The sequence below is a fragment of the Halonotius sp. GCM10025705 genome (assembly GCF_042662885.1).
Lineage (GTDB): Archaea > Halobacteriota > Halobacteria > Halobacteriales > Haloferacaceae > Halonotius > Halonotius aquaticus.
Genome location: NZ_JBHSZD010000001.1, coordinates 1,689,681 through 1,710,900, shown reverse-complemented (window position 1 = coordinate 1,710,900; position 21,220 = coordinate 1,689,681). Strand labels below are relative to the sequence as shown.

Here is a 21,220-nt window from a genome sequence, read left to right as displayed (position 1 = left end):
GCTCGAAGTCGGTGTCATGTTCGCGGCGATCGCCACTGTCGGCTGGGGAGCCGACCGGCTTGGCCAGTCAGTCATCCCCTTCTATATCCTCGTTGGGATGGCTGCCAGCGAGTACGTCTTCGGTCGCCTCCCGCTCGCTGGCGGCGATCTCTACATCGCCGAAACCGAGTTCATCGCGATCGGCGCGGAACTTGGGATCGTCTTTCTCCTCTTTTTCCTTGGCTTGGAGTTCAACCTCGATCGCCTGCTTGCGCGGCGGCGACAGATCAGCACCGCGGGGACGATAGACGCGCTCATCAACTTCCCGGTCGGCTTCGCCTTCGGCTGGCTGCTGTTTGGGTCGGTGCTCCCGGCCATACTGGTCGCCGGGATCGTCTACATCTCCTCATCAGCCATCATCACGAAATCGCTGTTGGATCTGGGCTGGATCGCAAACGACGAGGCCGAGCCGGTACTCGGCACGCTGGTGTATGAGGATCTGTTGATCGCGGTGTATCTCGCGGTGACGACCGCGGTTGTCCTTGGCGGTGGCGACATCCGTGCGGCGGCGACCGCTGTCGGTATCGGGCTCGGCTTCATCGCCCTGCTGTTCGTCGGCGTCCAGTTTGGAACCCCTGTCTTGGAGCGACTCCTCGATGGCGACACCAACGAATCCGTCGTGTTACGGACGGTCGGATTAACCGTTGCCGTCGCTGGGATCGCCCTCTCGCTCGGTGTCAGCGAGGCGGTCGCGGCTTTCTTCGTTGGGATGGCCGTCTCCTCGACGACACATGTCACTCACATCGAGGAGCTGCTTGAACCGCTCCGCGATGTCTTCGCCGCTGTCTTCTTCTTTTGGATCGGCCTTGTCACCGATCCACTTGCGGTCGCTGGCGTCGCCGGGGCAATTGCAGCCGCGGTCATCGTCTCCACGCCGACGAAACTCCTCAGCGGGTTTCTCGGCGGGCAAACCTTTGGTCTCGACACTCGGCGCTCGACGCGGGTCGCACTCGCGATGACGACTCGCGGGGAGTTCTCGCTGATTATCGCCACGCTGGCGGTGTCTGGGGCTGCCAACGGAACGCTCCCGCAGCCGGTCGCCGACCGGATCAGCGCGTTTGCCGTCGGCTACGTGTTGGTCATGGCTGTTGTGGGGACGACGCTGATGCGATATTCGGCTCCCTTCGAGCGGCTCGCTGGTCGGCTTGATGGAACAGAGCCGCAAACCACGTAATCTGACGCAACGGGCTGTATCGCCCACCTGCTCAGTAGCTCACTTCGGCTGATCGGTCTCGGTCGATGTGTCGTCGACTCCGTCGGTGTTGGTAAGCGGCTCGGTACACCATGTGCAGAAATCGAGATCCGCATCGGTCGGCTTACCGCAGTGCGGACACGAGCGTGTTCCATCCTCGCTTGGTTCGTCGTCGCCGATCCCGGCTGTCGACCGGCCATCAAGATACGCCAACAGCGTCGCATCAAAGACGCTGACGGCCGTGATGACGAAGATGGTGAGCCGCACCTCCATCGGGATGGCGTCGAAATCAAAGGGATCGAGCGTCGAGGGATCCGGCACGTAGTAGCTGAGTAGCAAGATTCCCGCCCCAAGCGTCACCGTCAGCCACAGCAGCGAGCGTTTCCAGCGACGAAGATACGCGTGACCGACCCCCGGCACCCCGATCATCGCGCCGGCGAGGGCGAGAAGGGCGGTCACCAACACCCGTCGTCGTGCGCTGTCCATACCCCGGATTAGACCATGCCCGTGTTAAACATCGTTGTTCGTCGGCGTCGCCAGCCCGTCGACTAACTCCCGGAGCGTCGCAAGTGGGTACTGCCCCGGCGCGGTCGCCTCGGCGGCCTCGACCGGCGCGTAGCCGATCGCCGAGCCGTAGATCGGGGCGACCGCGCGGGTGTGTTGGCCGGCCGCGCCCATCCCCATTGTCGCCACCGTCTTGCCGGCTGCCGTTGCCTCGTGGGTTACGGACAGTAATGCAAGCGCGTCCCCGCGGTCGTGGGCGGTCGTAGCGAGTTTGCCGACTGTGCCGGCGTCGGCTGCGCGATCCAACAGCGCGGTTAGTTCCTCGCGTGGCGGTGTCGCCTCAAAGTCATGGATCGAAGCGATCACGGCCACTCCCGCCTCACGGGCACTCGTTCGTACCTGCTGGGCGGTCTCGGTGTCGGCCGCAGCCACACCCCCGTCGAGGGCGCGGCATTCGAGGTCGATTGCGGCGACGGCATCGTCTTCGAGCGCCGTCTCTAAGGTGTGAAGTCGCTCGGTCTCATCGCTCGCGCCGCCGGCTTCCCACGCGGCGCGGTTAGTGGCGATAATGGGGAGCTCGCCGTCGTAGGCGCTCAGCTGTTCGAGTGGGTCGTCAGCGAGATCAAGTCGGAACTCAACAGCGTCGGCGTGTTCGCGGGCCGCCGGCTCGTCGGTGAGCGTGTCGGTTGAGGCGGCGAGGACAAACTCGTCAAAACTGAGCGCAAAATCGGGCATACAGGTGGATGCATGCCGGTCGGCAAAACCGTACCGTCTCTCGCAGCTGTCGATGCTGCCGTCAGGTATCCTCAGGCGTCCTCAAGCAGTGGGTCGCCGGTCATCTCCTCGGGCGTCGGCAGTTCCATCAACTCCAACAGCGTCGGCGCAAGGTCACAGAGCGCGCCGCCGTCTCGCATCGTCTGCCCGCCGTCGTCGCCATCCGGCGAGATGTAGATGACGGGTGCGGGATTGAACGTGTGAGCAGTGTGGGGGTCGGCTTCGGTACCCATGTCGTCGGCGTTGCCGTGGTCGGCGGTGACGATGAGATGGCCGCCAGCGGCCTGAATCGTCTCGGCAAGCCGGCCAAGCTGTTCGTCGACCGTCTCGACGGCGGTGATGGCGGCCTCGTAGTCGCCGGTGTGGCCAACCATATCCGGGTTCGCGTAGTTGACAACGAGCAACTCGGGGTCGTCGGCCTCGATGATGTCGATGGCGGTGTCGGTCACCGTCTCGGCGTGCATCTCGGGTTGGAGGTCATAGGTTGCCACCGCCGGGCTTTTAATGATCTCGCGGCGCTCGCCGTCGAACTCGATCTCCCGGCCCCCGTTGAGGAAGTAGGTCACGTGGGGGTATTTTTCGGATTCCGCAAGTCGCAACTGGTCGAGGCCGGCGTCGGCGACGACCTCCCCGAGGGTGTTTGCGGGCTGTTCCGGCGGGTAGGCGACATCAAGGTCGAACGTCTTGTCGTACTGGGTCATCGTCACCAGCTTGGTATCCGGCGGGCTGGTCTCGACCTCCCACTCCGGCTCGATGTCGGCGAGCATCCGCACCAGTTGGCGGGCGCGGTCGGCCCGGAAATTGACGAAGATGATCGCATCGCCGTCGGCCAGTGCTGGTTGGTCGGCGACCAGCGTCGGCTCGATGAACTCGTCGGTGTCGTCGCGGGCGTAGCTGTCCTCGACTGCCGCAACCGCTGTGTCGGCCTCGTGGTCGGCCTCGCGGTTGACGATCGCATCGTAGGCGCGGTTTGTCCGCTCCCAGTTAACGTCGCGATCCATCGCGTAGTAGCGGCCGGAGACGGTAGCGACATCGCCGGTACCGTGGTCGGCGGCCGTTTCGGCGATCGTTTCGAGATGGCCCGCGCCGGATTTCGGGGCTGTATCTCGCCCGTCGGTGAAGGCGTGAGTGACTGCGTCGACACCGCGATCGGCGGCGAGTTCGATGAGCGCTTGGAAATGAGAGATATCCGAGTGGACGCCGCCGTCGCTGACCAGTCCCATCAGGTGTACCGCGCCGTCGTGGTCGTCGGCGTAGCTGAGGGCGTCATTGAGAGCGTCATTGTCGCGGAAGCTGCCGTCCTCGATCGAGTCGACGATCCGCGTGTAGGCCTGTCTGACGACCCGGCCCGCGCCGATGTTGAGATGGCCAACCTCGCTGTTGCCCATCTGGCCTTCGGGGAGGCCGACGCGTCGGCCATGAGTGCGCAGCGTGCCGAACGCACCTGTCTCGCGTAGTCGGTCGAATGTCGGTGTCTCGGCCGCCCGCACCGCATCGCGGCCGTCGTGATCGCCGAGTCCCCAGCCGTCAAGTACGATGAGCGCGCCTCGCATGTGTCGGCCCTCGCCCGCTGGGGTAATGACAGTTCCCTTTGTGTCGATGCCTGTGGTTGTCGTTTCTGCGCAACGACCCAGCAGTCTCTATGTATCGACGCCCACTGCGGTGGACTCGCCGGTTTCCACCCATTCAGCCGTGCCGGTGGGTTTTTTGCTACTGGCCTCTTCACATCGACCAATCGCCGCTGCTCGGGGAGCACACCTGTCTATGAGTATCAGTCACACCGACCGCTCGTCAGAACGCGCGGTCATCGATATTATCAACATTCTGAGCGTTGCGATCCTGCTGGTCATCACCTCCTCGACAGCCGCTGTCGTCGGTGCAGCGGTGTTTAGCGGTGAGTTCGACGACCGTGGCCTGCAACAAAATCAGGCCGACGATGACACGCCCGACAGAGATGTCTCGGTCGATACCCAGTCGACTGCGGTCGGAACGACTGTCACGTGGACAAACCCCGGTGACGCCGCCTACGTTGAGATCCGCGATACCGAGGGCAACCTCATCGACACGCTGCAGGTCTCCGGCCAGGAGAAAACCGTCGATCAAGATCAGATCGAGGTCTATGCGATCTACGAGGACGGCACCGAGACGCAGATCTACCAGACTGGCGAGGGGTGATCCCACCGGTTACCACGCCTAAGCGTCGTCGAGGCCGGCATCAGCAAACGTCGCCATCTCGGTGTGGGCCCGGCAGGCCGCCCGGTAGGTGCCGATCGCAACTGCCGCGCCGGTGCCCTCGCCGAGGCCCATCTCGTAGTCGAGACAGGGCGGACTGTCGAGGGCGTCCAGTTGCACCGCATGGGCCGGCTCCGTTGAGACGTGCGAGCCAAGCAGATAGTCGCTGACGCGCTCGTCGATTTCGGCGGCCACGACGGCAGCTGCCCCCGTCACAACGCCGTCGACGACGACAGGAATCCGCCGGCTGGCGGCCGCAAGCGTCACCCCAACGAGTCCGCCGATCTCGAAGCCGCCGACACATCGGAGGACGTCAAGCGGGTCGTCGGTGTTGGGATCGGTCACCGCGAGTGCCCGCTCGATCGTTTCGATCTTTTGCTGTCGGGTTGCCTCGTCGATTCCGGTGCCGTGGCCCGTTACCTCCTCAACCGTGGTACCAGTTAGCGCGGCGGTGATCGCCGCGCTGGCGGTCGTGTTGCCGATCCCCAGATCGCCGAGGCCGATGACACCTGCCTCGGCGGCGTGCTCCTCGACGAGTGCCCGCCCGGCAGCGATTGACTCGCGTGCCTGCGTGGTCGTCAGTGCGGGCTCGACCGTCATGTTCGCGGTGCCATCGGCGATATGGTAGTCGATGACGCTCGCTGGCACGTCGCCGTCGACGCCCATGTCGACGATGTGGGTGGTAATCTTGTTGGCCCCAGCGATGGCGTTGATCGCGGCATCGCCGCTGGCGACAGCGTCGACCATCGCGGCGGTCACCGATTTCGGGTAGGCACTGACGCCCTCCGCTGTGACGCCGTGGTCGGCCGCCAGCGTGAGGATCACCGCGGGGTCGACACTCGGGGTCGGCGTCGCCTGCATGGCGGCGATATCGACAGCCATCGATTCGAGGCGGCCGAGGCTGCCGGGCGGTTTGAGTAGCTGTGTCTGTTGTTCCTGTGCCGCCTCGCGGGCCGTTTCATCCAGCGGTGGGATCGACACCGCGATTGAGGTGTCGTCCCCAGCCGATGTCGACGCGTCAGTCATCAAAATCCGGCAGATCGTCGGGGGCTTCGTACTCCGATTCCCAGTCGATATACTCGTCGTACAGCACCTCACACACCTGCTGGCCGAGTTCGGTCAGCCCGGCGTTGATCGCCGACACCGTCGCCCAGCTATCGAGGTCGGGATGGAGATCGCGCTGTTTCCAGTCCTCGGGGATGCCGGGGGCGTGGTAGCCGACCCGGTCGGCAAACCCATCCCAGAAGAAATCGAAGTGCTGGAGCATCTCGATGTCGATGATGATCTCGAAGCCGTCGTCGTCGAGATCGGTGTCGGCGGCCCACGCCTCGAAGGCCTCGGCCCACGCGCCTTCCCGCAGAAAGGTCTCGATCTCCTCGCGTCTGTAGTCAGTGTCGCCGACGACCTCGGCGTCCTCGTACTCGTTTGGATCGACCGATTCGAGCGTTGGGGGGTCGGGCGGCTCGGCGGTGACTGGCATACCTCAGCTATACCGACGCGCGGAATAAGTGTGGTCGTCGCCTGAGTGGCTCGCCGCCGCTGATCGGACTGTTTTTGCCGGCGGCGACGCCCTCCGTGTATGGAACAGACGCGACGCGCGCTGTTGGCGTCGGTTGCGACGGGTGCGGCTGCGGTTGCCGGCTGTGCCGCGCCGCGAGGGACTGACAGTGAGGGCGGCGAGAGCCCGTACACCCGAGTCTACAACGAGGTACTGCCTGCTGTTGTCGTTGTCCACGTTGCCGAAAACGACCGGAAGGTGGGCCAAGGATCCGGGTTCGCGATCGATCCGCGGACGATCGTCACCAACCACCATGTCGTCGACCCCGGATCTGAGGTCACGGTTCGGCTGGCTGACGGCCAGTGGGCTGACGCCAGCGTTGTCGGCTCGGATCGACACAGCGATCTCGCGGTGCTTGAACTCGATTCCTCGGTCTCGGTGCCGAAGACCCTGTCATTCGTGACTGAGCCGACGCCGGTCGGCGCGGAGGTCGTCGCCATCGGCGCGCCGTTCGGCCTCAGTGAGTCGTTGTCGCGGGGGATCGTCAGCGCGCGCGGCCGCTCCGTTCAGGGACTCAGCCGGTTTTCGATCCCGGCGGCGATCCAGACCGACACCGAGGTCAACTCAGGCAGTAGCGGCGGCCCGCTGGTCGATCTCGCGGGCGATGTTGCCGGCGTCGTCTTCGCCTCCCAGGGCGGCAATGTCGGCTTCGCGGTCTCGGCGGAGTTGGCAACCCGTGTCATCCCTGAACTCCGTGAGACGGGGAGCTACGACCACTCCTATCTCGGCGTGACGATTCTCACGGTCGAACCGCAGATCGCCGATGCCAACGGCCTCGATCGCCCGCGTGGCGTGTTGGTCGTCGAAACAACTGACGGCGGCCCAAGCGATGGGATCTTACAGCCGAGTATCACCGGCAGCGACGACGCGGACTCAGATTCTGACGATAGCAACGATAGCGACACCGACGACCCCCAGCAAACGGCTCCGAGCCGACACCTGACGAGCCAACGCCAGACCAGCCGCAATCCGGCGCGGCGGCTATCCCGACTGGTGGCGACGTGATTCTGGCGATCGGCGGCAGCGAGATCGACAATACTGACGAGTTAAGCCGGGTGCTTGCCTTGGAAACCCGCCCCGGACAGACAGTCCCGATTCGAGTCCTCCGAGACGGCGAAGAGATTGTCGTCGATGTGACGCTTGGAACACTGCCGGACGCGTAGCTACTCGTCGGGATCGTCGGAAAACAGATCGTCCGGCACCAGCTCGTCGTCGCGGTCAGGTTCCGGCTTTTCGACCTCGATCTCGTCTGGATCGCGCCCGGCAGCATCGAGGATCTCATCCGAGACGCTGATCGGACACTCGCTGCGGACGGCGAGGGCGATGGCATCGCTGGGGCGGGCATCGAAGGCGAACGTTTCTGGCTGGCCGTCGACGTATCGCTCGGCGTCGATCTTGGCGTAGAAGGTACCGTCGGCCAACTCGTCGATCCGGACGCCGTCGATCGCCCCGCCGAACTCGGTGACCATCTCGACGAGCAGATCGTGTGTCAGCGGTCGCTCGAAGGGCTCGCCCGAGAGGGAATGGCGGATCGACTGTGCCTGATCGCTGGTGATGAAGATCGGGAGGTATTCATCGCGTGCGGTGAGGATGACGGCGGGGACGTTGGTTCCGTCGGGACCGACGCCCATTCCGATCCCCTCAACCGCTGCATCGTGTGACATACTCACCCTTTGGGTGGGACGTATGAATAGCTGTTCCCGCGGGTGGTGGTGGCTTCACGCTCCACTCGCTGTGGCTGCCAAACGTTGACTCCGACACTGGTAAACCCGCCGGTGGACAAACGCGGCCAATGACTGAGCCCGCGGATCGACCGCCCCGAACCGAGCCATCCGACGGCGAGGGGTCGGTATCGGTCATCGGGACCGCCCACGTCTCCCAGGCCAGCGTCGAGGAGGTCGAAACCGCGATCGCCGACGAACAGCCGGATATCGTCGCCGTCGAACTCGATGACGGTCGCTACCGCCAACTGAAGGGCCACGAGCCCGACGACCTCGACGCCAGCGACCTGCTGCAGGGAAACACTGTCTTCCAGTTCCTCGCCTACTGGATGCTGTCGTACGTCCAAACTCGTCTTGGCGAGCAGTTCGACATCGACCCCGGCGCGGATATGCTGGCCGCCGTCGAATCCGCTGAGGAACACGGCATCGACGTCGCCCTCGTCGACCGCGATATCCAGGAGACGATCCAGCGGTTCTGGGCGCGGATGACGATCACCGAAAAGTTGCGGATGGTCGGCGGCCTCGCCTTCGGCGTCACCGACAGCCGTGTTGTCGGCGTGATGGTCGGCCTCATCGTCGGTCTGGTCGCCGGCCCTGCTCTCGCTCTCTTTGGCGGTGCGGTCGGCATCACCGAGGCGGTCTATCTTCGCGCTGCCGCAAGCGGCCTGCTCGGCCTCGCTGCTGCCCTCCTCCTCGATCAACTCGCCGGGCTCGCGCTCGGTGGTGACCGTCGCCTTATCGCCTCGCTTGGCGGTGGCTGGGCGGTTGCCTCCGTCGTTGCCGCCTCCGGTGTTGCCGACGCCGCTGTCGGCTCGCTACTCGGTGGCTTCGCCGTGACGATCATCGGCAGTCTCACGCTTGGCCTCGTCGGCGGGCTCGCACTCGGGCTGGTCGCTGCTGTGGTGATCGGCCTACTGGGGCCGAGTGGCCCCGATCCTGAGGGGGTATCGACGAGATGGAGATCGAGGAGCTGACCGACGCCGACGTGGTGACGGTGATGATGGAGGAGTTCCGGCAGTTTAGCCCCGGCGGCGCGGAAGCCCTGATCGACGAGCGCGACGCCTACATCGCCCACCAACTGGTCGGGCTTCGAGATGCTGGCTATGACGTGCTGGCGGTCGTCGGTGCCGGCCACCGCGCGGGGATCGAGGGCTACCTCGACGATCCCGCCTCGTTGCCGCCGATGGACACGCTGGTCGGCGAGGAAACTGGCCGTGGGATCCCGTGGGGGAAGATCATCGGGATCGTGCTTTCGGTCGCGTTCGTGAGTTTCTTCGTGCTGTTGGCGATGGCCGGCGTGCAAAACGCCTTTCTGCTGCGCGTGTTCGGCGCGTGGTTCCTGATCAACGCGGTGTTCGCCGCCGGCTTCGCCAAGCTGGCTGGCGCGCGGTGGTCGTCGGCCGGCGTCGGCGGTGCGGTCGCGTGGATGACCTCGATCAACCCCGCCCTCGCGCCGGGGTGGTTCGCCGGCTACGTCGAGCTTCGGCATCTGACGGTCAACGTCGGCGACATCGGGACGCTCAACGATCTGCTCTCCGATGAGACGAAACCGATCGGCGAGATCCTCGGTGAGATGTTCGATGTCCCGCTGTTCAAGCTGATCATGGTTGTTGCCCTAACGAACGTCGGGAGTATCGTCGCCAGCGCGCTGTTTGTGAGCTACATCCTCCCTCTGCTTGGCACCGAACTCGGCGGTGTCGATGGGATCTCACAGCTCATGCTCGACGGCGCGCGCAACAGCGCGGAACTGATCTGGAGGACGATCACATGAGCACCGCCTACCGGATCGGCGACTACGAGTTCAGCAGTCGTGAGGTGCGTGATCTGCTGGTCGCCTGGGCCGCGTTGGGGCTGGCCTTCACTATCTTTTTCGCCGGCGGTGGGCCGAACCTGCTGGCGATGGTCGGGCTCCCGCTGGTGGTGTTGCTCGGCGTGAGTCTGTTGACGGCGGGTGTTGCCTTCCTGCTGCACGAACTCGCCCACAAGGTCGTCGCTGTCAACTACGGTCAGGTCGCGGAGTTCCGGGCTGACTACAACATGCTGTTTCTGGCTGTGATGAGCGCGCTGCTCGGGTTTATCTTTGCCGCGCCCGGTGCGGTACACCATCGTGGTTACCTGAACGCGAAAGAACACGGCCATATCGCTATCGCCGGCCCGGTAATGAATCTCGTGTTGGCGGCGGTCTTTCTGCCTGTGTATCTGGGCGGTGTCGGGCTCAATCTGGGGCTGCTTGTCTTGCTCGGCCAACTCGGGATCATCGTCAACCTGTTTCTGGCGGCGTTCAATCTCGTGCCGTTCGGCCCACTTGACGGGAAAACCGTCATCACGTGGAGCAAACCGGTCTGGGGCGGGACATTCCTGCTGAGTGCGGCGTTGACCTACATCGCGTGGACGACGCTCGATATCAGCATCATCTAAGCGACCCGCCGAATCATCGCGCTTTTGTGTTCGCTGCCCGCGCTGTGAGGTATGACTGACGATGCGGACGACGAACTCACCTACGCCGATGCGGGCGTCGATATCGAAGCCAGCGAGTCGGCGACGGCCGCGCTGATCGACGCGGTCGGCGACAGCGAGGGCGACTACGCCGGCTTACTCGATATCGGCGACCGGTATCTCGCCTTGGCGACTGACGGCGTCGGGACGAAACTGCTCGTCGCCGAAGCCCTCGGCGACTACTCGACGGTCGGCATCGACTGCATCGCGATGAATGTCAACGATCTCGTCGCCGCCGGCGTCCGGCCGGTCGCCTTCGTCGATTACCTCGCGATCGACGAACCCGACGACGAGTTCGCCGAACAGATCGGCGAGGGGCTGGCCGCCGGCGCCGACCAGGCCGATATCGAACTCGTCGGCGGCGAAACCGCGGTGATGCCGGAAGTCGTGAAAGGGCTTGATCTCGCCGGGGCCTGCGTCGGCCTCGCCGACAAAGACGGCCTTTTCGACGGCGCGGCCGAACCGGGCGACACGCTCGTCGGCTGGGCATCCTCGGGGATTCACTCCAACGGACTCACACTGGCGCGGACGGCGACGACCCGCGACCACGAGTATACTGACCCCTGCCCGTTCGACGGCTACGAGACCATCGGCGAGGCCCTGCTGGAGCCGACCCGAATTTATACTGACTTGTTGACGCCGATGCGCGCCCACGGCGTTCGCGGCGCGGCCCACATCACCGGCGGCGGGTGGGGGAACCTCCAGCGGCTCGGTGAGCACCGCTACGTCGTCGACGACCCCTTCGACGCCCAGCCCGTCTTTGACTTTGTTCAAGAGCAGGGCAACGTCTCCGACGCCGAGATGCACACGACGTTCAACATGGGCACCGGCTTCGTCGCCGCCGTCGGCGACGATGCGGCCGCCGCTGACCTCGCAGCCGCGACCGACGGCAGGGTGATCGGTCACGTCGAAGCGAGCGGCGACCACGACGCCGGGGCTGGCGTCTCGATTCGCGGCCTCGACCTTTAGAACTCGACGCCAGCGCGTCACTCACGGGCTGACACACCCGTTGCTCACCGACTGGAGACACACGTCACAAAATGGGGGTGGTTACACATGGAGTCCCGCAAACGTGACGTGTGTTCTCTCAAGATAGGCGCGCCAGCGGCTAAATCGTTTGCGCTGCGGCAGCAGCACCCGAGACGAACAGGGTTAATACCGCGTCACCCCTGTCTAATCAGGGTTACACATGGAGATCCGCACCGGACTCTCGTACGGAGACGCACTGCTGGTTCCACAGCGATCGGCTGTGGATAGTCGAAGCGAAATCGACCTCACCGCACAGTTGACGCCGTCGCTGACGCTTGACACGCCCATCGTCAGCGCGGCGATGGACACCGTCACCGAAGCCGAGACCGCGGCCGCACTGGCCAACATCGGCGGACTCGGCGTCATCCACCGCTTCCTCTCGATTGAGGAGCAAGCCGCGGAAGTGCGCGAGGTCGCCGAGCAGGGCGGCCCCGTCGCCGCGGCGGTCGGCATCGACGAGGACTACCTCAACCGCACCGAGGCGATTCTGGCGGCTGGTGGCGACGCCGTCGTTCTCGATGTCGCCCATGGGCACATGGAGCGCGCACTCGACGCCGTCGCAGAGATCCGCGCCGAGTACGACCCCGAACTGATCGCCGGCAACGTCGTCACGCCCGACGCCGTCGAAGATCTGTACGACTCGGGCGCGGACTGCGTGAAAGTCGGCGTCGGGCCGGGGTCGCACTGCACGACGCGCGAAGTCGCCGGCGCGGGCTACCCACAGCTCTCGGCGGTCGACGAGTGTGCCGACCGCGCCGACGAACTCGGGATCACGGTCATGGCCGACGGCGGGATTCAGAACTCCGGGGACGCCGCGAAGGCCCTGATGGCCGGCGCGGAGACGGTGATGATGGGCGGCTTCTTCGCCGGCACGGAGGAGGCACCGGGACGCGTCGTCACGCGCAACGGCGAGCGGTTCAAACGCTCTCGCGGGATGGCCTCGACCGCGGCCAACGACGACCGCGAGGATAAGGAGATTGATGTCGATTCCGGCGAAGGCGTCGAGGCGTTGACGCCGTACAAGGGCCCGCTCGCGCCGCTGACCGAGGAGTTCCTCGCGGGTATTCGCTCGGGGCTGAGCTACTGCGGCGGGCATACGATTCCCGAGGCTCGCGAGAACGCGGTGTTCGTGAAAGTCTTCGACGGCGCGAAGGAACGCGAGAGTGCCCACGGCGTGCTCGTGGAGTCCGGTGCAGCGCAGCCGGGTATCGAACAGGTCGTTGAGTCGGACTAAGATCCCGGGTGGGCTATTATTTTAGTCCTCGTCGCGCCACGAACCCCACACTTCCCGGTAGTTTCCGAGTTCGCGGTACTCGTGTTTTCGCTCGAACACATCGATAGCGTACAGCGTTTCATTATCTTTGTCCCAGTCAATCAGTACCCGGAAGTCACCGACACGCAGCTTGTAGCCCGGATGATTCTTCAACGAGTCGAGGAAGTGATCGGGAAAATCAGCGATCTCACCGAGTTTGCTGATGACGCGCTGGGCGTCTTCTTTTTAGATCCTCGAGGGTTTCATCGAGCGTCTCAGCGTAGACGATATCGTGAGCCACCTGTCAGCCCTCTCAATCGTCTACGTCGTACTTCTCTTTCATTTCCTCGTGCGTCATCGTGCGGCCGGCTGCCACGTCGGCATACCCCTGGGCGATCCCCTCTTTCGCGCCGGGTGTCAGGATCGGCTCGGTCGTATCGCGCAATATCTCGCGCACGAACTCCGAGCGATTCGTGTAGTTCAGTTCGCCGGCCAGCTCGTCGATCTCCGCAAGCAGTGGCTCCGGAACTTTGACGTTGAGTTTCACCATCTCGCTGTCTTCGGGCGTCTCCGTGCTCATGTATCGTGGTACACGGGTGGTACTATTAGGTGTGTCGCCAGTACGAGTGATCATGAAAGCCTCCGATGATGCAAATGAACGCGAGAGTGCCCACGACGTACTTGTGGTGTCCGGGCTGACTTAGCAGGGACTGGAACAGATCGTCGAGTCGGACTGAACTCACCCAAACATACAAACTCATACAAAAGATACGTTCGAATATGCCAGTGGAGTTCGATGAGTACAAACAAACCAGTGAGACAGTCGACACGCTCGCTATCGATCCGGGCTCGAACGCGCACAAGATCCTCTCGTTTCTCGCCCAGCACCCTGATCTCGGGTTCAAACCGGCGGAAATCGCCGAGGAGGTCGACATACCACGCGGTAGTCTCAATCCGACACTGTCCCGATTGGCCGATCAAGGGTTAGTCGAACACGAGCCACCGTACTGGTCTGTCACTGACGACGACCGTCTCGCTGCTATCGGAGCTTCCATGTACAGCATGGCTGCCTTCGAGGAGCGACATGCGGACGACAAGTTCGACGGGTGGGCTGACAGCGACGTTGATCCGCGAGAGCATCGATGACCGACGCGCCCTTCCAGCGCGGCGATGTCATCTGGCATCCTGCACCATTCAAATCAAAGCCAGCCGAGCGACCATTTTTAATTCTCAGTGGGCCATCACATCCGTTTCATGGTAGGGAATACGCTGTGGTCGGCCTCACTCGCACGGAACGACCAACAGCGATTGCACTTGACCGAGCAGCGTGGGAAATGGGCGATCCGGGTGAGGATAGCTATGCCTCTCCGTGGTATCTATTCACGCTCAAACACGACAACATCATTCGCCCGAAGGGATCGCTCACATCGGCAGCGACTCAGAAAGTTGCGGCCGCTGCCGCCTCAGTGATCGGTGTCGAACCGTAGTACGCGCTGTCTTCATCTGCGCTGAGATCCTCGAATCCGATTCGAGAGAGAACACAAGCGTTGTTACCGCGCCACCTGAACACCCGCTATGCGAATTTCCAGCCGCGGACAGGGCGAGGCCGGCCGCGAGCGGCTGACGCTGACGCCCGAAACTGTCGACGATCTCTGGCATCTCTCCTACGTCCTCGAACCTGGCGACCTCGTCTCCGGCGACACCACCAGGCGCATCCAGCGGGACGACGACCAGATGCGCGACACCGGCGGCCAGCGCGAACACCTCTCGGTGACCATCGAAGTCTCGGACGTGGAGTTCGCCCGCTTCGCCAACCGCCTGCGCGTCGGCGGCGCGATCACCGGCTGCTCCCGCGAGGATCAACTCGGCCACCACCACACGCTCAACGTCGAAGCCCACGACGAATTGACGATTGAAAAGCAGTTCAAGGCCGACCAGATCGAGCGCATCGAGGAGGCCGAGCAGGCCGCCGACAGCCCCGATGTCGCCATCGCCACCGTCGAGGAGGGCGAGGCCTACATCCATCTCGTCAAGGAGTACGGCGTCGACGAGTACGCCTCGTTCACCAAACCCACCGGCAAAGGCGAGTACTCCCGCCCGCGCGACGAACTGTTCGCCGAACTCGGCGACGCCCTCTCGCATCTCGACACCGACGCGATCATCCTCGCCGGCCCCGGCTTCACGAAGCAGGACGCCCGCGACTACATTGAGGAGGAGTACCGCAACCTCGCCGACCTGATTACCGTCGTCGACACCTCCAGTGCGGGCGGCCGCGGCGTCCACGAAGTCCTGAAACGCGGCGCGGTCGAGGAAGTACAGGACGAAACCCGGATTGCCCGCGAGGCCGAGACCATCGACGAACTGATGGAGCGGATCGCCGACGGCGCGAAAGCGGCCTACGGGATCGACGAAGTCCAGAAGGCCGCTGACTTCGGCGCGGTCGAGGAACTGTTGATCCTCGACAATCGCCTGCGGGACGAACGACAGGGCGACGGCGACTGGGCCCTCGACATCAACGACGTGATCGAAACCGTCGAACAGCAGGGCGGCGAGATCACCGTCTTCTCGTCGGATTTCCAGCCCGGCCAACAGCTCGATAGTTTCGGCGGAATCGCCGCGCTACTACGGTATCGCCTACAGTAATTCCTGCTCCCGCGATCTATTTTCCAGTCAACGCGTCGCTCGCTGGGGCGAACTCGATTGTTGAACCGAGACCCTGCTCGCGGGCGCGCTCGTAGAGCATGCCCGCCGCCGCCACCGTCTCGATGGCCGTCCCGCCGCTATCGAAGACGGTAATTTCGTCGTCGCTCGTCCGGCCCGCGGCGTTGCCGGCGACGATATCGCCGAGTTCGGCATGGATATGCGACTCAGTCACGACCCCTGTTTCGATTGCGTGCAGCAGTGCCCCGGCGTCCTGTGTGGCGCGATCGCGGAGATCCGGGACATAGGTGCTCCGTTCGATGGTCGTGGTATCGAGTTCGCGTTTGCTCGGATTGTACTGTCCCATTGCGGTCACATGCGTCCCGGGAGCCAACTCGTCGCCGTCGACAACCGGCTCGCCAGCGGTCGTTGCGGTGATGACGATATCCGCGTCGGCGACGGCGGCCGCACTCGAATCGACGGCGGTGACACCGACGCCGAGCGTCTCGATCATCTCGTCAGCAAACACCTCACGGTTGGCCTGTGTTGGCGAGTAGACGTCGACCGCGGTGAGATCCCGCACTGTCGCCGTCGCGCGGAGCTGCCCACGCGCTTGCGCGCCGGAGCCGATGAGGCCGACCGTCTCGGCATCGTCGCGGGCCAAGGTGTCAACGGCGACCGCGCCGGTCGCGCCGGTTTTGAACGGGTTCATGCTCGCGCCGTCCAGCAGCGCCAGCGGATCGCCGCTGTCGGCGTCGAACAGCGGTGTCATGAACCACGCGTCGCCCGCACCGAAGCCCGCGCTGTAGGTATACCCGCCCATGTAGCCATCCTCGGGCAGGATCGCGCTGTAGCTCGTCAACATGCCTGCCGGATCGTCACCGAACAGCGCGGTGCGGGGCTCGGCGGGCGCGCCCTCCCCGCGCTGCCGATAGCCGTTGGCGACGCGCTCGACGTACTCCGCTGGCGTCGCCAGTCCTGCCACGTCGTCGCTGGTGAGAAATAGCGTCTCAGTCACGCATCCATCTCGACGCCACACGGGCAAAAAGGGTCGTCACGGAACGATTCGCGCGCTATTCGGCGTTGGCTCGCTGGGACGTGTCGGCGGACTCCGCCGTCGGGTGGGTCGGCATGTTGACGAACAGCGCGTGGCCGATGATGAGCGCGGCAACGCCAGCCCCGACCGGGATCGCGGTGGTGAGATCGAGGCCGACGGCTGTGAGGAGGGCGGTGAGGCCGACCAAAACCAGCGGAATCACGCCGAGTACGTAGTCGTAGTACTGTACCATGGCTATTGTACACTACGACAAAATCACTAATAAATTTTTCTCGTGGTTTGTTCATGACTTCTACGTGGCCACATCAAATATTCCTATAACTTATAGCAATGCTACGGCTCCCGACTGTGCGGAAGGTTCAATCGCTCACATCACAGCGTTTATGCGATTCTTTCCGAAACAGACACCCAACAGCATGTTCGGCCCTCCCACCTCCGAGCGTCCAGTATCGACGCCATCGCTGGCAACCTCACCCCTGTCGATGGGCCACCGATGACCGACGAGCCACCGGCGATCACCGCCCGCGAGTTGACTAAGACCTTCGACGGCGAGCCGGTCGTCGACGGGATCGACCTCACCGTCGAGCAGGGCTCAGTCTACGGGTTCCTCGGCCCAAACGGCGCGGGCAAGACGACCACGATGCGAATGTTGACGACGCTGACCGCGCCGACCAGCGGCGACGCCGCGATCCTCGACACATCGATCACCGACCGCGAGGGCGTCAGGCAACACGTTGGCTATCTGCCCGAGGAGCCACCGGTCTTCGACGAACTCACCGGCCGCGAACAGCTCCAGTATTTCGCTCGGCTGCGTGACCTCCCACCGGAGCCGACCACCGACCGAATCACTCAGTGGCTCGACCGCTTCGATCTCACCGACGACGCCGACCGCCGACTCGACGACTACTCGAAGGGGATGCGCCAGAAGATCGGGCTGATTCAGGCGCTCCTCCATGAACCCGATGTCGTCTTCCTCGATGAGCCGACCAGCGGGCTCGACCCCGTGCCGCCCGCACCGTCATCGACGCCATCGACGACTTGACCGACAACGGCCAGACGGTCTTTCTCTCGACGCACATCCTCTCGGTCGTCGAGGAACTCGCCGACACCGTCGGCGTGCTCTACGAGGGCCAAATCGTCGCCGAGGGCGCGCCGGCGGAACTGACGGCAGCCGCCGAAGCCGGCGACGATTCGACGCTGGAAGACGTGTTCCTGTCGGTGACGACCGAATCGTCGACAGCGGCGACGGCTGTCCCCGACAACAACGATGTCGACACCGCTGGCGAGCCCGACGCGGCGGCGACGGAGCGATAGATGTCGGTCTCCTGGCAACGAACCCGGACGGTCGGTCGTACCGAACTCCGTCGTCGCTGGCGGACGCTGCGGGACAATCCGAGCCAACTGCTCGGGATCGCGCTGATGGTGTTGTTTCTGCTCCCCGCCGTCGGCGTCATCGTCGGCGGTGCCTACTTCGCTGGCAGCGCGCTCACCGGCGAGGTATCGACGCCGATCCGTTTCGCCAGACAGGTCGCCGTCGGAATCTGGCTGGCCACCGCCGTCTTCGGCGGGATTCGCGGCTATACGTCGCTGCTCGATCCTGACAACCGCGACGGGCTGCTGACGACGATCTCCCACGGCCAGCTGTTGGTTGGGCTGTTCGCTGCCGAGGCGACGGTACTTGGGACTCCAACAGTCATCGTCCTCGCGCTGGCAGCCATCGCCTTCGCTGTCGGTTCCGGCTCGCTGGCTGCCGCGCCGGTCGTCTTCGTGGCGGCCACGCTACTGGCAGCGACCGGCTTCGCTACCGGGGTTGGGGTCGCCTTGCTGGTCAAGAACGGCGGCGTTCGCTCCCGGCTGCTCTACCGGCTGCGAACGGTCGTCTTCGTCGCCGGCTTTCTGGCGTACTTTGCGGTTCTCTTCTCAAACTCGACCTCGGATGTGCTCGGCCCGCTGATCGGGGTTCTCACGCCGACGCCGATCGGCTGGGTTGGCGAAGCCGCGCTGCTCGCCGCTGGTGTCGATGCCTCATTCACCCGCGCGGCCGCCGGACTGGTTGTCGTTGCCGGTGGTCTCGTCGTGGGCGCGCCCGTTCTGACGCGGCTGGCGGGTTGGCTCTGGTATGCCGACGGGCTCGAAACGACGAAATCGACGGCGACCCCGACCGACGCGACCGGCGGGCGACTCCTCAGGTGGCTTCCCCAGCCCATCGCCGGCGTCGTCGCCGTCGATTGGACGCGGGCCCGCCGCGCGCCGATCTCGCTGTCGTATGCGATCTACCCGGCGTTCATACTGGTGACGCCGATCATGGAAACCATCCAAACCGGCAGCGTTGCTGGCTCGTTTCCGGTGTTGGTGGCGTTCTGTGGCGCGTGGGTCACGGGCGCGCTGTTCACGCTCAACGTCATCGGCAACGAGGGGGCGGTGTTGCCAGCGACGGTGTTGAGCCCCGATCCGGCGCGCGCACTCGTCGGCGGTCACCTCGTCGCGGGCGCGCTCCTCGGCCTGCCGGCGACGACGCTCGCGGTCGTCGCGCTCGGAATCGCCGGCCCGCAGTCGCTCGCGTCGGTTGCGACGCTGACTATCGGGGCGGTCGTGATAGCGGGCTGTGCCGGCCCGATTGCGACCGGGATCGGCGCGGCCTTCCCGCGACACGAGGCCGTCAGCGTCTCCCGAAGCCGGAAGGCGATTATTCCGAGTACGTTCGCCTTCGTCATCTACTCGCTGATCGTCTCCATCGTTGCGCTCCCGCTGTTGCTCACGCACACCGGTCTCATCACCCACCTCGTCGCCGACACCCTCGGCGTCTCGCCGGTCGTCTTCGGCGGTGTTGGGATCGCCATAACGGCGGTGTTTGGCGTCGCATTCGGCCTGTTTTCGTTCCTCTATGCGCGCCGAACGGTCGAAGGCTACCGGATGGAGTAGAAACGGTCGCGGCTTCTTAACCGACGATCTTGAAAAAGAGCCAGCGGAACCCGGCGATCAGCGCGCCGGTGAGCAGGAGCGTGATCGCCACGAAGATCGGCGCGAGCCCACCCGTAAACACCGTCGCTCGCAGCGCGAACCCTACGACTGCGGCGACTACCCACGCCCGGAGCCCCAGCGGGATCGCCGCCTTCGCGGACTCGCCTGCGCCCGCGGAGTAGGCTCCGATCACGACAGCACCGATGAGCCAGCCGATGACGAAGGGGGCGTAAACGCCGCCTGCGTGGGCGAAATCGATACCGCCTTGATCGAACAGTGAGCCGTGCTGTACCATGCCAATCGTCAACACGCCGAGGATCGCCAGCAGATCCCCGACGGCCAGCGGGAGGCCGGCCGTATCGACGCGGTCGTTGAGCATACCCACCCCTTCGACTGCGAGGTAAAACCTTCAGCGGTTCGTCCCGACGACGGTGTACTCGAATCCCGAATCAAGTACCTCGACCGAAAACCCGGCGTCAGCGAGTAGCTCCGCGAGATCTCCCGGCGGGTGGAACGTCGAATCCATGCCGATAACGCCCTCGCCGCGGGCCAACACCCACCCAAGTGGATGACTCGGATCGAACTCACGAACCACGAAGACGCCGCCCGGACGAATCACGCGCTTAGCTTCGCTGACGACGGCCTCCTGTACCGGCATGTGGTGGAAGGCGTCGACGACAATCGTCGCGTCGACCGCGTCGTCGTCGACTGGCAGCCGGCCGGCGTCGCCCTGTAGCGTCGCCAGCGGGCCGGGTGGATCGGTCGGTCGCCCCGGCCCGTTCGCCGTCCGCGTTCGCGCACGCTGGAGCATCGGCCGTGAGATATCGACGACGATCCGTTCTGGCGCGTCGACAGCGATAGTCGCCCGGCCCGTGCCGCCGCCGAGGTCGAGCAGGCGGTCGATGTCGCCGTCGGCCCGCGAGAGGGCTGCCGTCAGCGACTGCCGGTCGGCTGCCGGCATCACCCAGTCGTAGATGCGAGCAAAGCGGTCGAAGAAACGGCCGTCGCCGACGCCGTGCATAGTCAATCTCCGTGGCGACGGCAAAAGAACTCTTGGGGGTGGCAGTGCTGAACTGAGATATGGAGTTCGCGCTGCTGGGCTGGGCCGAGGCCGACCCCACGCTGCGGCTCGATTACCGGCGATTCAGCTACGCCGGGAAGTTCGTTACCGCCGGGACTGGTGTGGCGGTGATCCGCGGTGACGCTGCCGAGCGCGCGACAGAAACTACGGATAGCGAACCCGAATCGTTGGCGTCGCTGCCGGACGGCGTCGAGGCGAGTGATTTCGCCGACGATATCCTTGCAGCGATCACGTTCAGTCCGGATCGAACCGACCCCTCAACGCTGAAAATCCGCTATCTGACGGTGCGGGACGATCTCCGCGGCGACGGCCAGCAACTCGGCCCGCAGCTCGTCGCGTTTCTGACATCGCGGGCGGCCGCAGCGGGCTACGACCGGATCGCCATCGCGGTCAACAACGCTTTCTCGTATCACGCGCTCTACAAGGCGGGCTTTAGCTACACTGATCGGGAGACCGGGCTGGCCGAGCTTGTGCTTGATCGCCCAATCGACGAGCCAGCCGTCGCGTCGCAATCGGGCTACCAGCGCGGGCTCGACGTCTTCCGTGAGCGCGAAGGGTTGTCGACGGCGGAAACCGAGTTTCTCGCGGAGCACGGTGACGTTGCGCCACCGATGTTGCTGTCGGCTGTCGATGATCAGTAGCTGACTTCTGTGGATCGACTCGGGAGTTTCAAGCCGCCGGCAG

General features: G+C 64.5%; 23 protein-coding genes and 3 pseudogenes. 14 read left to right on the top strand and 12 right to left on the bottom strand.

All coding sequences use genetic code 11. The features are described 5' to 3' along the window. Window positions 1-16: 16 nt before the first annotated feature. The gene (locus ACFQJB_RS09545) at window positions 17-1,213 is read left to right on the top strand and encodes a cation:proton antiporter (protein ID WP_379728018.1); all 1,197 of its coding nucleotides are present in this window, start codon (window positions 17-19) and stop codon (window positions 1,211-1,213) included. Window positions 1,214-1,252: 39 nt separating this feature from the next. Here ACFQJB_RS09545 and ACFQJB_RS09540 read toward each other — a convergent pair whose 3' ends face one another. The 3 genes from ACFQJB_RS09540 to gpmI all read right to left on the bottom strand — a co-directional run bounded on the left by ACFQJB_RS09540 (window position 1,253) and on the right by gpmI (window position 4,062). After that, window positions 1,253-1,717, bottom strand: coding sequence for a zinc ribbon domain-containing protein (locus tag ACFQJB_RS09540; RefSeq protein ID WP_379726627.1), 465 nt, complete (start codon window positions 1,715-1,717; stop codon window positions 1,253-1,255). A 24-nt stretch (window positions 1,718-1,741) separates the two neighbouring features. Next, window positions 1,742-2,470: a type I 3-dehydroquinate dehydratase gene (locus ACFQJB_RS09535; protein WP_379726624.1), complete on the bottom strand. Its 729-nt coding sequence runs from the start codon at window positions 2,468-2,470 to the stop codon at window positions 1,742-1,744. A gap of 71 nt (window positions 2,471-2,541) precedes the next feature. After that, window positions 2,542-4,062 (bottom strand): 2,3-bisphosphoglycerate-independent phosphoglycerate mutase, encoded by a 1,521-nt coding sequence (gene gpmI, locus ACFQJB_RS09530; protein WP_379726621.1) that lies wholly within the window; start codon window positions 4,060-4,062, stop codon window positions 2,542-2,544. A gap of 211 nt (window positions 4,063-4,273) precedes the next feature. On the opposite strand from gpmI, the gene ACFQJB_RS09525 reads away from it, so the two are divergent. Continuing rightward, on the top strand, window positions 4,274-4,684 hold the full coding sequence (locus tag ACFQJB_RS09525; RefSeq protein WP_379726618.1) for a hypothetical protein: 411 nt from the start codon (window positions 4,274-4,276) through the stop codon (window positions 4,682-4,684). Window positions 4,685-4,702: 18 nt separating this feature from the next. Here ACFQJB_RS09525 and cobT read toward each other — a convergent pair whose 3' ends face one another. Both cobT and ACFQJB_RS09515 read right to left on the bottom strand, forming a co-directional pair. After that, a complete protein-coding gene (gene cobT, locus ACFQJB_RS09520) occupies window positions 4,703-5,767 on the bottom strand; it encodes a nicotinate-nucleotide--dimethylbenzimidazole phosphoribosyltransferase (protein WP_379726615.1) in 1,065 nt (354 codons plus the stop codon). After that, a complete protein-coding gene (locus ACFQJB_RS09515) occupies window positions 5,760-6,221 on the bottom strand; it encodes a hypothetical protein (protein WP_379726612.1) in 462 nt (153 codons plus the stop codon). The genes cobT and ACFQJB_RS09515 overlap by 8 nt, the downstream gene beginning before the upstream one ends. Window positions 6,222-6,320: 99 nt before the next feature. Between ACFQJB_RS09515 and ACFQJB_RS09510 the strand changes: the two genes are divergently transcribed. Both ACFQJB_RS09510 and ACFQJB_RS09505 read left to right on the top strand, forming a co-directional pair. Further along, window positions 6,321-7,304 carry a S1C family serine protease gene (locus ACFQJB_RS09510; RefSeq protein ID WP_379726609.1) on the top strand — a complete coding sequence of 328 codons (984 nt, stop codon included), beginning with the start codon at window positions 6,321-6,323 and terminating at the stop codon, window positions 7,302-7,304. Next, window positions 7,301-7,462, top strand: a complete 162-nt coding sequence (locus ACFQJB_RS09505; protein ID WP_379726606.1) for a PDZ domain-containing protein — start codon at window positions 7,301-7,303, stop codon at window positions 7,460-7,462. Before ACFQJB_RS09510 ends, ACFQJB_RS09505 begins: the two co-directional genes overlap by 4 nt. Here ACFQJB_RS09505 and ACFQJB_RS09500 read toward each other — a convergent pair whose 3' ends face one another. Then, entirely contained in the window at window positions 7,463-7,963 is a 501-nt protein-coding gene (locus ACFQJB_RS09500) for a bifunctional nuclease family protein (protein WP_120103363.1), read from the bottom strand. A gap of 128 nt (window positions 7,964-8,091) precedes the next feature. Here ACFQJB_RS09500 and ACFQJB_RS09495 point away from each other — a divergent pair. The 4 genes and pseudogenes from ACFQJB_RS09495 to ACFQJB_RS09480 all read left to right on the top strand — a co-directional run bounded on the left by ACFQJB_RS09495 (window position 8,092) and on the right by ACFQJB_RS09480 (window position 12,779). Next, window positions 8,092-9,791 (top strand): annotated as a pseudogene (locus ACFQJB_RS09495) (TraB/GumN family protein). Beyond that, window positions 9,788-10,438 (top strand): metalloprotease, encoded by a 651-nt coding sequence (locus tag ACFQJB_RS09490; RefSeq protein WP_379726603.1) that lies wholly within the window; start codon window positions 9,788-9,790, stop codon window positions 10,436-10,438. Before ACFQJB_RS09495 ends, ACFQJB_RS09490 begins: the two are co-directional and overlap by 4 nt. 51 nt (window positions 10,439-10,489) lie before the next feature. Beyond that, window positions 10,490-11,485 carry a phosphoribosylformylglycinamidine cyclo-ligase gene (gene purM, locus ACFQJB_RS09485; RefSeq protein WP_379726600.1) on the top strand — a complete coding sequence of 332 codons (996 nt, stop codon included), beginning with the start codon at window positions 10,490-10,492 and terminating at the stop codon, window positions 11,483-11,485. A 220-nt stretch (window positions 11,486-11,705) separates the two neighbouring features. Beyond that, the gene (locus ACFQJB_RS09480; protein ID WP_379726597.1) at window positions 11,706-12,779 is read left to right on the top strand and encodes a guanosine monophosphate reductase; all 1,074 of its coding nucleotides are present in this window, start codon (window positions 11,706-11,708) and stop codon (window positions 12,777-12,779) included. Between the two features lie 21 nt (window positions 12,780-12,800). Here the strand turns inward: ACFQJB_RS09480 and ACFQJB_RS09475 are convergent. Together ACFQJB_RS09475 and ACFQJB_RS09470 are read right to left on the bottom strand one after the other, a co-directional pair. Continuing rightward, window positions 12,801-13,098 (bottom strand): annotated as a pseudogene (locus tag ACFQJB_RS09475) (type II toxin-antitoxin system RelE family toxin). Window positions 13,099-13,110: 12 nt separating this feature from the next. Beyond that, the gene (locus ACFQJB_RS09470) at window positions 13,111-13,377 is read right to left on the bottom strand and encodes a ribbon-helix-helix domain-containing protein (RefSeq protein ID WP_379726594.1); all 267 of its coding nucleotides are present in this window, start codon (window positions 13,375-13,377) and stop codon (window positions 13,111-13,113) included. A 200-nt stretch (window positions 13,378-13,577) separates the two neighbouring features. On the opposite strand from ACFQJB_RS09470, the gene ACFQJB_RS09465 reads away from it, so the two are divergent. The 3 genes from ACFQJB_RS09465 (at window position 13,578) to ACFQJB_RS09455 (ending at window position 15,440) form a co-directional block, all read left to right on the top strand. Then, the gene (locus ACFQJB_RS09465) at window positions 13,578-13,943 is read left to right on the top strand and encodes a MarR family transcriptional regulator (protein WP_379726591.1); all 366 of its coding nucleotides are present in this window, start codon (window positions 13,578-13,580) and stop codon (window positions 13,941-13,943) included. Then, on the top strand, window positions 13,940-14,284 hold the full coding sequence (locus tag ACFQJB_RS09460; RefSeq protein WP_379726588.1) for a hypothetical protein: 345 nt from the start codon (window positions 13,940-13,942) through the stop codon (window positions 14,282-14,284). Before ACFQJB_RS09465 ends, ACFQJB_RS09460 begins: the two co-directional genes overlap by 4 nt. An 88-nt stretch (window positions 14,285-14,372) precedes the next feature. Then, the gene (locus ACFQJB_RS09455; protein ID WP_379726585.1) at window positions 14,373-15,440 is read left to right on the top strand and encodes an mRNA surveillance protein pelota; all 1,068 of its coding nucleotides are present in this window, start codon (window positions 14,373-14,375) and stop codon (window positions 15,438-15,440) included. A gap of 16 nt (window positions 15,441-15,456) precedes the next feature. Here ACFQJB_RS09455 and ACFQJB_RS09450 read toward each other — a convergent pair whose 3' ends face one another. Together ACFQJB_RS09450 and ACFQJB_RS09445 are read right to left on the bottom strand one after the other, a co-directional pair. Next, window positions 15,457-16,455, bottom strand: a complete 999-nt coding sequence (locus tag ACFQJB_RS09450) for an ornithine cyclodeaminase family protein (RefSeq protein WP_379726582.1) — start codon at window positions 16,453-16,455, stop codon at window positions 15,457-15,459. 55 nt (window positions 16,456-16,510) lie between these two features. Beyond that, window positions 16,511-16,726, bottom strand: a complete 216-nt coding sequence (locus tag ACFQJB_RS09445) for a hypothetical protein (RefSeq protein WP_379726579.1) — start codon at window positions 16,724-16,726, stop codon at window positions 16,511-16,513. Window positions 16,727-16,987: 261 nt separating this feature from the next. Between ACFQJB_RS09445 and ACFQJB_RS09440 the strand changes: the two are divergent. Continuing rightward, window positions 16,988-17,808, top strand: a pseudogene (locus ACFQJB_RS09440) (ABC transporter ATP-binding protein). Next, window positions 17,809-19,416 carry a hypothetical protein gene (locus ACFQJB_RS09435; protein WP_379726576.1) on the top strand — a complete coding sequence of 536 codons (1,608 nt, stop codon included), beginning with the start codon at window positions 17,809-17,811 and terminating at the stop codon, window positions 19,414-19,416. A 16-nt stretch (window positions 19,417-19,432) separates the two neighbouring features. Here the strand turns inward: ACFQJB_RS09435 and ACFQJB_RS09430 are convergent, their stop codons facing one another. Both ACFQJB_RS09430 and ACFQJB_RS09425 read right to left on the bottom strand, forming a co-directional pair. After that, window positions 19,433-19,834 (bottom strand): DUF3054 domain-containing protein, encoded by a 402-nt coding sequence (locus ACFQJB_RS09430; RefSeq protein WP_379726573.1) that lies wholly within the window; start codon window positions 19,832-19,834, stop codon window positions 19,433-19,435. 30 nt (window positions 19,835-19,864) lie between these two features. Further along, on the bottom strand, window positions 19,865-20,476 hold the full coding sequence (locus tag ACFQJB_RS09425) for a class I SAM-dependent methyltransferase (protein WP_379726570.1): 612 nt from the start codon (window positions 20,474-20,476) through the stop codon (window positions 19,865-19,867). A gap of 59 nt (window positions 20,477-20,535) precedes the next feature. Between ACFQJB_RS09425 and ACFQJB_RS09420 the strand changes: the two genes are divergently transcribed. Further along, on the top strand, window positions 20,536-21,177 hold the full coding sequence (locus tag ACFQJB_RS09420; RefSeq protein ID WP_379726567.1) for a GNAT family N-acetyltransferase: 642 nt from the start codon (window positions 20,536-20,538) through the stop codon (window positions 21,175-21,177). Window positions 21,178-21,220 lie beyond the last annotated feature (43 nt).

Bases quoted from the DNA above. Each gene is read 5' to 3' on its own strand.
- ACFQJB_RS09490 (WP_379726603.1), top strand. From the start codon at position 9,788: ATGAGCACCGCCTACCGGATCGGCGACTACGAGTTCAGCAGTCGTGAG.
- gpmI (WP_379726621.1), bottom strand. From the start codon at position 4,062: ATGCGAGGCGCGCTCATCGTACTTGACGGCTGGGGACTCGGCGATCAC.
- ACFQJB_RS09465 (WP_379726591.1), top strand. From the start codon at position 13,578: ATGCCAGTGGAGTTCGATGAGTACAAACAAACCAGTGAGACAGTCGAC.
- ACFQJB_RS09540 (WP_379726627.1), bottom strand. From the start codon at position 1,717: ATGGACAGCGCACGACGACGGGTGTTGGTGACCGCCCTTCTCGCCCTC.
- ACFQJB_RS09500 (WP_120103363.1), bottom strand. From the start codon at position 7,963: ATGTCACACGATGCAGCGGTTGAGGGGATCGGAATGGGCGTCGGTCCC.
- ACFQJB_RS09425 (WP_379726570.1), bottom strand. From the start codon at position 20,476: ATGCACGGCGTCGGCGACGGCCGTTTCTTCGACCGCTTTGCTCGCATC.
- ACFQJB_RS09430 (WP_379726573.1), bottom strand. From the start codon at position 19,834: ATGCTCAACGACCGCGTCGATACGGCCGGCCTCCCGCTGGCCGTCGGG.
- cobT (WP_379726615.1), bottom strand. From the start codon at position 5,767: ATGACTGACGCGTCGACATCGGCTGGGGACGACACCTCAATCGCGGTG.
- ACFQJB_RS09470 (WP_379726594.1), bottom strand. From the start codon at position 13,377: ATGAGCACGGAGACGCCCGAAGACAGCGAGATGGTGAAACTCAACGTC.
- ACFQJB_RS09525 (WP_379726618.1), top strand. From the start codon at position 4,274: ATGAGTATCAGTCACACCGACCGCTCGTCAGAACGCGCGGTCATCGAT.
- ACFQJB_RS09455 (WP_379726585.1), top strand. From the start codon at position 14,373: ATGCGAATTTCCAGCCGCGGACAGGGCGAGGCCGGCCGCGAGCGGCTG.
- ACFQJB_RS09535 (WP_379726624.1), bottom strand. From the start codon at position 2,470: ATGCCCGATTTTGCGCTCAGTTTTGACGAGTTTGTCCTCGCCGCCTCA.
- ACFQJB_RS09460 (WP_379726588.1), top strand. From the start codon at position 13,940: ATGACCGACGCGCCCTTCCAGCGCGGCGATGTCATCTGGCATCCTGCA.
- ACFQJB_RS09420 (WP_379726567.1), top strand. From the start codon at position 20,536: ATGGAGTTCGCGCTGCTGGGCTGGGCCGAGGCCGACCCCACGCTGCGG.
- ACFQJB_RS09435 (WP_379726576.1), top strand. From the start codon at position 17,809: ATGTCGGTCTCCTGGCAACGAACCCGGACGGTCGGTCGTACCGAACTC.
- ACFQJB_RS09515 (WP_379726612.1), bottom strand. From the start codon at position 6,221: ATGCCAGTCACCGCCGAGCCGCCCGACCCCCCAACGCTCGAATCGGTC.
- ACFQJB_RS09480 (WP_379726597.1), top strand. From the start codon at position 11,706: ATGGAGATCCGCACCGGACTCTCGTACGGAGACGCACTGCTGGTTCCA.
- ACFQJB_RS09445 (WP_379726579.1), bottom strand. From the start codon at position 16,726: ATGGTACAGTACTACGACTACGTACTCGGCGTGATTCCGCTGGTTTTG.
- ACFQJB_RS09510 (WP_379726609.1), top strand. From the start codon at position 6,321: ATGGAACAGACGCGACGCGCGCTGTTGGCGTCGGTTGCGACGGGTGCG.
- ACFQJB_RS09545 (WP_379728018.1), top strand. From the start codon at position 17: ATGTTCGCGGCGATCGCCACTGTCGGCTGGGGAGCCGACCGGCTTGGC.
- purM (WP_379726600.1), top strand. From the start codon at position 10,490: ATGACTGACGATGCGGACGACGAACTCACCTACGCCGATGCGGGCGTC.